This window comes from Bowmanella yangjiangensis, assembly GCF_017255015.1.
Taxonomy (GTDB): Bacteria; Pseudomonadota; Gammaproteobacteria; order Enterobacterales; family Alteromonadaceae; genus Bowmanella; species Bowmanella yangjiangensis.
On sequence record NZ_JAFKCS010000002.1, the window covers coordinates 431,714 to 439,774 of the forward strand.

General features: G+C 47.6%; 9 protein-coding genes. All 9 read left to right on the forward strand.

Translation table 11 applies throughout. The annotated features are described in order from the left end of the window. The first annotated feature begins 17 nt into the window (after window positions 1-17). The 9 genes from ruvA (at window position 18) to ybgF (ending at window position 7,564) form a co-directional block, all read left to right on the forward strand. Window positions 18-638, forward strand: coding sequence for a Holliday junction branch migration protein RuvA (ruvA, locus tag J0A65_RS04370; RefSeq protein ID WP_206592898.1), 621 nt, complete (start codon window positions 18-20; stop codon window positions 636-638). A 49-nt stretch (window positions 639-687) separates the two neighbouring features. Then, on the forward strand, window positions 688-1,692 hold the full coding sequence (gene ruvB, locus J0A65_RS04375) for a Holliday junction branch migration DNA helicase RuvB (RefSeq protein ID WP_206592899.1): 1,005 nt from the start codon (window positions 688-690) through the stop codon (window positions 1,690-1,692). 793 nt (window positions 1,693-2,485) lie between these two features. After that, window positions 2,486-2,890 (forward strand): tol-pal system-associated acyl-CoA thioesterase, encoded by a 405-nt coding sequence (ybgC, locus tag J0A65_RS04380; RefSeq protein ID WP_206592900.1) that lies wholly within the window; start codon window positions 2,486-2,488, stop codon window positions 2,888-2,890. After that, window positions 2,880-3,566, forward strand: a complete 687-nt coding sequence (tolQ, locus tag J0A65_RS04385; RefSeq protein ID WP_206592901.1) for a protein TolQ — start codon at window positions 2,880-2,882, stop codon at window positions 3,564-3,566. The genes ybgC and tolQ overlap by 11 nt, the downstream gene beginning before the upstream one ends. Before the next feature lie 8 nt (window positions 3,567-3,574). Then, window positions 3,575-3,997 carry a protein TolR gene (gene tolR / locus J0A65_RS04390; RefSeq protein ID WP_206592902.1) on the forward strand — a complete coding sequence of 141 codons (423 nt, stop codon included), beginning with the start codon at window positions 3,575-3,577 and terminating at the stop codon, window positions 3,995-3,997. After that, complete coding sequence (gene tolA / locus J0A65_RS04395; protein ID WP_206592903.1) at window positions 3,998-4,873, forward strand: cell envelope integrity protein TolA; 876 nt, start codon at window positions 3,998-4,000, stop codon at window positions 4,871-4,873. Then, on the forward strand, window positions 4,873-6,225 hold the full coding sequence (gene tolB, locus J0A65_RS04400) for a Tol-Pal system beta propeller repeat protein TolB (RefSeq protein ID WP_206592904.1): 1,353 nt from the start codon (window positions 4,873-4,875) through the stop codon (window positions 6,223-6,225). Before tolA ends, tolB begins: the two co-directional genes overlap by 1 nt. A 37-nt stretch (window positions 6,226-6,262) precedes the next feature. Beyond that, the gene (pal, locus tag J0A65_RS04405) at window positions 6,263-6,802 is read left to right on the forward strand and encodes a peptidoglycan-associated lipoprotein Pal (protein WP_206592905.1); all 540 of its coding nucleotides are present in this window, start codon (window positions 6,263-6,265) and stop codon (window positions 6,800-6,802) included. 9 nt (window positions 6,803-6,811) lie between these two features. Continuing rightward, entirely contained in the window at window positions 6,812-7,564 is a 753-nt protein-coding gene (gene ybgF, locus J0A65_RS04410) for a tol-pal system protein YbgF (protein ID WP_206592906.1), read from the forward strand. Window positions 7,565-8,061: the final 497 nt, after the last annotated feature.

Consider the following 8,061-nt stretch of genomic DNA (forward strand, 5'->3'; position numbering starts at 1 on the left):
AATAGTAGGAAATAACAATGATAGGCAGAATTCGCGGCACACTAATTGAGAAACAGCCTCCTGAAGTGCTTATTGAAGTGGGTGGTGTGGGTTATGAAATCCAGATGCCCATGACCAGTTTTTACCAGCTTCCGGAGCTTGGCAAAGAGGCTGTGGTATACACCCATTTTGTGGTGCGGGAAGATGCTCAGCTGCTGTTCGGATTTGCCAGCAAAGCCGAACGGGCTTTGTTCAGAGAGCTTATCAAGGCCAATGGTGTTGGGCCTAAACTGGCACTGACCATTTTATCGGGTATGTCGGCCAGCCAGTTTGTCATTTGCGTGCAAAATCAGGATGTCAGCGCCTTGATAAAACTACCGGGGGTAGGGCGTAAAACCGCTGAACGTCTGTTAGTTGAGCTCAAGGACAGGTTGAAGCATTTCCTTGGTGACGATGAGCAAGCCTTTACCCTTGCCTCACAAACCGGACCGGTAGAGAATACTTTTGTGGTATCGGATGACCCTCGAGATGAGGCAATCAGTGCCTTAATTGCTCTGGGTTATAAAACAGCGCAAGCGGAAAAAACCGTCAAGTCTTTGTACAAAGAGGGTGTAAGTTCTGAGCAGCTAATCCGCGACGCATTGCGTTCCATGCTTTAATGCCGTTGCCATCCACATTTAAGCCACGCATGAGTGAGATGCCTAAAACATGATAGAAGCCGACAGACTGATCCAGCCTACCGCCAGAGAAGAAGATGAAGCGGTAGATCGTGCCATACGTCCCAAAATGTTGGCCGATTATACTGGCCAGGATCATGTGCGTGAGCAAATGGAGATCTTTATTCAAGCTGCCAGAAAGCGTCAGGATGCGCTCGATCACTTACTTATCTTCGGTCCACCCGGACTTGGCAAAACCACATTGGCAAATATTGTTGCTAATGAGATGGGGGTGAATATTAAAACCACCTCCGGCCCTGTGCTGGAAAAAGCCGGAGACCTGGCGGCGCTGCTCACCAATCTTGAAGCTCATGATGTGTTGTTTATTGATGAAATTCACCGTCTGAGTCCCGTGGTGGAAGAGATTCTTTATCCGGCCATGGAAGACTATCAGTTGGATATTATGATTGGTGAAGGGCCAGCGGCCCGTTCCATCAAACTCGACCTGCCACCTTTTACTCTGGTTGGGGCTACTACCCGTGCCGGTTCGTTAACGTCGCCGCTACGTGACCGCTTCGGTATTGTTCAGCGCCTGGAGTTTTACAATGTGCGCGATCTGACGCAGATTGTGCAGCGTTCGGCCAATTACCTGAATTTAAACATGCAGGAAGAAGGCGCGCTTGAGGTGGCCAGACGGGCCAGAGGGACCCCACGTATTGCCAACAGATTGCTACGCCGGGTGCGGGATTATGCAGAAATCAAAGCCGATGGCGTTATCTCTGCCCAAGTCGCGTCCAAAGCATTGGACATGTTGGATGTCGACAAGGAAGGCTTTGATTACATGGACAGAAAACTACTGAATGCCATTATCGACAAGTTTTCCGGTGGGCCTGTGGGATTAGATAACCTGGCTGCCGCGATTGGTGAAGAGAAAGATACGATAGAAGATGTGATAGAGCCCTTCTTGATTCAGCAAGGATTTCTACAGCGTACCCCCCGTGGGCGTATCGCCACCCAAAGAGCCTTCCTGCATTTGGGCTTTGATGTTCAAGGTTAGAGGTTGGGTGTGACTCAGAGGTGTCGGGCTTAGGTCCGACTCTCTGTGAAGCGTTAAACCAACAACAGATAACAACCGCCTGGCTATTTTGCCCGAATTGGGAAAGTCTGGATAAATATTGACGTATCCATACGTTAAGCCAGAATTTCACGCCTTACGCCTTACGCCTTACGCCTTACGCCTTACGCCTTACGCCTTACGCCTTACGTTTAAAACAGGCAAAAAAAAGCCCACCTAAAAGGTGGGCAAAAGCAACAAGTGTTGAAGGAAAAGGAAAACTCTTCCAGGGAACATGTCAACAGGAGATGTGACAAATGCATCTGGCTCTCAAAGATGAAACATCGTGCGCTAGCTCAGAATACGAAGTGTATTTTACGGCTTTACGGTGATTGCACAATTGAGTTTTTCTGTCATTTATCATTAGTAAAACTAATGTGTAAACTTGTTGTTTAAATTTGTTATTGTAATTTTTCTGTAATAATTGCTTCTAACACCTTTAAAAACGCGATCTTTCTGTTTTGACTATTTTGTAATCTATTAAAAATACTATCGGATTTACCTTGGGTTATAGCTTTATGCGGTGTAGGTAAATAGATATGCAGTTATATATCATAAAGATAGATTTTCTGAGACTGTGCAAGACACCAATTCGCGCTCAATGCACATAGAATAAGGGCTTGGCATCTTTGCTTATTGGTATAAAAAAACATCAGTTGCGACAGTTTACCCGTTACAGAGGGTAGTCGGTCTTGGTATGCTAGGGGCTGAATGATAACTTTTGGAATAACTAGCGGTGACGACGCATATTCATGAAATCCGTGTGTATTATGAGGACACGGATGCTGGAGGCATAGTGTATTATGCCAACTACCTGAAGTTTTTAGAGCGTGCCAGAACCGAATGGTTGCGGGCTTTAGGTATAGAACAAGACAAGTTATTGGAACAATCCATAGGTTTTGTCGTCAAACGGGTGGAAGTGGATTATCAGGCGGCTGCCAGGTTTAACCAACTACTGCGGGTTGAATCTCAGATAACTGAGATAAAACGAGCCAGCTTGCTATTCCAGCAGAGGATCTTAGATCAGAATAACAACGTATTAGTGCGCGCGTCGGTGAAGGTGGTTTGTGTCAACCTGGTTGAGATGAAACCTATCGGCATACCGGAATTTATTTTAGGGGAACTGTCCAGTGTCAGGTGAAATGTCTGTATTTGGCTTATTTATGCAAGCCAGCTTGTTGGTCAAACTTGTTATGCTGTTGTTGCTGGCGACGTCAGTTGTGTCCTGGGCATTTATCTTTCAACGTAGCAAAGCGCTGAAGTTCGCTCAGGCCGAAGTTCGAAAGTTTGAAGATAAGTTTTGGTCTGGTGGTGATTTAAACCGCTTGTTCCAGGAAATTTCAGCACGAAATCAAGTATCCGGTATGGCCAGTTTGTTTGTGGCCGGTTTTAAAGAATTTGCCCGTTTACGCAAAAGTGCTGCTGCCTCACCACAAGCCGTCATGGACGGTACTTATCGGGCCATGCGGGTTGTATTGTCCCGAGAAGTTGATTCATTAGAAAGCCATTTGCCATTTTTAGCCACGGCTGGCTCTATCAGCCCCTATATCGGTTTATTTGGTACTGTTTGGGGCATTATGACTGCCTTTATCGCCTTGGGAGAAGTGCAGCAGGCCACCTTGGCCATGGTTGCCCCTGGTATTGCGGAAGCTTTGATTGCAACGGCTATGGGCTTATTCGCTGCTATACCGGCAGTTATTGCCTACAACCGCTTCAGTCATCAGGTTGAGAAGCTGGAAAACAGCTATGCCAACTTTATGGAAGAGTTTTCCAGTATTCTGCATCGCCAGTCTCACGCCAGCGAAAGCGCAGCCTAGGAGCGGATATGTACGAGAGAAAGCGTCGCCGCCCCGTCTCGGAAATTAACGTCGTTCCTTATATTGACGTCATGTTGGTACTGTTGATCATTTTTATGGTGACAGCACCCTTGGTGACACAAGGAGTAAAAGTAGAGCTGCCCAAAGCCTCTGCAGAAGCACTGTCTGACGACTCTAAGCCACCAATCATTGCGTCTGTAAATATGGATGGCGAGTACTTTTTAAATGTTGGTGGAAATCCCGATAAGCCCATGGCTGCAGATGAATTGGCTGCTCTGGTGGCTGAACAGTTAAAGCTGCAACCTGAGGCGCCAGTTGTTGTTAAGGGTGATGGCAGAGTGGCATACAACCAAGTGGTTCAGTTGATGGTACTGTTACAACAAGCGGGCGTGCCTTCTGTTGGTTTGATGACGGATTCCACGGAGCAGTAGATGGACAAGTTGAAGATTTCCCTATGGAAATCCGTTGCTCTGCATTTGGTACTTGTTGTGCTGCTCGCTGTCAGTGTGAATTTTCATACACCTATGCCAACCCCGGATTTACCTCAGGTAAATGTGGTCCAGGCCGTCGCTATTGATAGGGCGGTAATTGATGCGCAAGCTAAGCGAATACAGGACAAGAAGGACGCAGAGAAGCGCGCTGAACAACAGAGACTGGCGGATATAGAGCGTAAAGCCAGGGAAGCGGAGAAAGAACGCCAGCAGGAAAAAGAGCGGGCGCGCCAACTTGAACTAGATAAAAAGCGTAAGGCCGATGAAAAGCGCAAGGCTGAAGCGGCTGCGGCCGAGGCTAAACGTAAACAAGCAGAAGAGAAAAAACGTGCGGAGCAAGCTGAAGCCGAACGTAAGCGTAAGGAGCAAGAGCGCTTAAAGGCGGAGAAGGCTGCCAAAGAAAAACGCGAGCGTGAAAAGAAAGCGGAAGATGAGCGTAAACGTCGGGAAGCACAAGAACGCGCCGAGATGGAAAGGCAGATGCAGGAACAACTGCAGGCGGAACAGGCTGCTCAGCAACGGCGTCGTAGCCAGCAAGTGCTAACCGAATTGCAAAAATATACGGCGCTGATTAAACAAACTATTCAGCGTAACCTGATAGTGGATCAATCCATGAAAGGGAAATCCTGCCGACTGAACATTCGTCTTGCTTCGAATGGACTGGTGACGCAGGTTCGGGTGTTAAATGGCGATGCGATTTTATGCCGGGCGGCACAAACCGCCGTCTATAAGGCCGAGACATTGCCCGTATCGCCGGAGCCGGACGTATATGAAAAGCTTAGAGATATTAACTTAACCGTAGAGCCAAATCTGTGATGAAAAAACTGTTATTTGCTGCTGTGGCATATCTATGTTGTGCCCTGAATGCTAATGCAACGCTGGAAATTGTCATTACCGAAGGTATTGATACGGCCAGGCCCGTTGCTATAGTGCCCTTCCAATGGAAAGGGCAGGGACCTATGCCGCTGAGTTTGTCCGAGGTGATTTCCGCCGATTTGGCCAGAAGTGGTAAATTTAATCCGATTAAAACCGCCAATATGCCGCAAATGCCGAGCCGAGATGGTGATGTGGACTATGCCGCTTGGGCCAGTAAGGGCATTGAGGCGATTCTGGTGGGTAAAGTTGAAGAACAGGGAATTGACCGTTTTTTGGTGTCTTTTGAGCTGATTGATGTATTGCGTGGCCAGATTACGGGAGGCAAAGCCCAAGTGTTGAGTAACGGTAAACTGGTCGGCAGTAGCGATCATATTCTGGCCAATCGTCAGCATGCTATAGATGGAAATAGCTTCCGGCAGCATGCTCACCGTATCTCTGATATCGTTTATGAAAAACTGACCGGTGAGCGTGGTGCATTTTTAACCCGTATTGCTTACGTTATTGTGCGCGACCGAGCCCAAGAGCCTTTCCCGTATCAGTTGGTAGTCGCAGATTATGACGGATTCAACGAAACCGTTTTGCTGCGTTCCAAAGAGCCTTTGATGTCGCCGGTGTGGTCTCCTGATGGCAGTAAGCTGGCGTATGTGAGTTTTGAGAATCATCGCTCGCAGATTTATATCCAGGATATTTATACCATGAGCCGCACCCGGCTCACCGATTTCCCCGGTATTAACGGGGCGCCCCAGTTCTCGCCAGATGGTAAGCAATTGGCGATGGTACTGTCTAAAGATGGCAACCCAGATATCTATATTATGGATTTGGCCAGCCGACAGCTTCGTCGCCTGACAGACAGTCGTAATATCGACACCGAACCTAGCTGGACACCCGACGGGCAAAACATCATCTTTACCTCAGAACGGGGTGGTAAACCTCAGTTATATAGCGTAAATTTAGGCTCGGGCAAGGTTCGCCGCTTGACTTTTGAGGGAGAAATGAACCTGGGGGCTACGGTCACGCCCGACGGCAAGGAAGTGGTGATGGTTAATCGCACTAATGGTAACTATCACATTGCAAGATTAAATATGTCGTCCGGTTTGATGCAGGTGCTGACCAAGACTTATCTTGATGAATCACCCAGTATTGCGCCGAACGGCAGTATGATAATATACAGTACCCTGCATAACAGAAAGCAGGTGCTGTCGCTTGTATCGTTGGATGGGCGCTTTAAAGCAAGGTTACCTGCGGCTAATGGACAGGTTAAATCACCAAGCTGGTCGCCGTTTTTAATGTAATTTGTTAAAACCTTTGAAAACAATAAGGATCACGAGAATGCAACTAAACAAAGTATTCAAGGGCGTCATCATTGCTCTGCCAGTTATCACTCTGATGGCTTGTTCTTCCAGCAGCCAGGTTGATGATCAAGCGTCAACAAATCAGACTCAAACCAGCGCAGAGCAAGAATCTTCTAACGTACAAACTGGTACTGTTGAGCGTGTAAAGACTCCTCAAGAGTTAGCTCGTGAAGAGTTGGATGCGCTAATAAATGAACAGATCGTGTACTTTGACTTTGACCGTTCTACCATTGGTTCTGAGTACTACGGTACTCTGGACAAGCATGCGGCATTCCTCGTCAAAAACCCTGGTCAGCGTGTAACAGTTGAAGGCCACTGTGACAGCCGTGGTACCCCTGAGTACAACATTGCATTGGGTGAGCGTCGTGCTAAGTCTGTTGCTACCTACCTGCAAAACGCTGGTGTAAGCAGCTCTCAGATTTCAGTGGTATCTTACGGTGAAGAGAAACCTCTGGATCCAAGCCTGACCGAAGCGGCGTTCGCTAAGAACCGTCGCGGCGTATTGGTTTATCGTTAAGATTTGACGATGATTAAGCGCCACGTAGCCTTAGTCGGAACCTTTATGGGAGCCGCCGTTTGTGCGGCACCTGCGCCCGTGACCGATGTAACTTCCGGCAGTTTGGAAAGTCGTATGGCTGCGCTGGAAAGAATGGTAGATGCCAGGACTAATGCTCAACATTCTGTTCAAGCTCAGTTAGACCAGTTGCAGAACGAGGTTAACGATTTGCGTGGAGTAGTGGAATTACATAGCCACAAGCTTGAGCAAATTCTAGAGCGTCAGCGTGAGCTGTATCTTGAAATTGATAAACGCATTGATGCGGTTATGAAAAGACCGGTTTCTGGTCAGTCAGACTTTTCTACTCCTGCTCTTGATACAGGGCCGGCGGCTGGCTCAATGAGCGAGCAAGAAGCTTATGACAGAGCGGTAAATCTGATTCTGCGGGACAAGCAGTATGATCAGGCCATCCCCGAATTTGAGGCCTTTCTGAGAGCCTATCCGAATTCGGGCTTTGCAGCTAACGCCAGGTACTGGTTGGGGCAACTACTGTTTAATAAACAGGATTGGAGTGGTGCTGCCGGTCATTTTGAACGGGTTATTAGTGAATTTCCTGATTCAAATAAGCGTGCCGACTCCTTGTTGAAGTTAGGGATGATTGCTCAGAATCAGTCGAATCTGGCCAGGGCACAGCAGCTTTATGAGCAGGTTGTGCGGGAATATCCTGACTCTTCGGCCAGAAAGTTGGCAGAACCCAGGCTTCGTACGCTTAAAGCCAATTAACTGAAAGTTGCAAATCTCATTGAACGCCGCAGAGTGTCGCTCTGGGGCGTTTTTTTATTCCCAATAGACTGCATACCAGCTTCTCTCTATTCCCTCTGTGTGCTGTTCACACTTCGCTGTGAAGGATCCTACACTAGGAAGGCATTTAGCCTTGGAATGACCATTTAAGGTGTATCGAAAGGGGCACGGTGCTTTAAAGGAGCAGATAGATTTAGATTGTGGTGGGCTGGATTACAAAATACATCCTGCATTTGCCCTACGGGCCATCGCTAAATACGTGATGTTCAAATTTTTTCCTGAAAAATTTGTCGAACCGGCTGGTTCTCACCCCACACGACCCAAAAATGGTTGTATCAAGTAGGATAGGAGTTTGGATTTTTTAGATTGTGGTGGGTCGTGCTGGATTCGAACCAGCGACCAATTGATTAAAAGTCAACTGCTCTACCAACTGATACGACAGCGCGCAATCTGATGGAAGCGTGAAGATTATCTCTTAG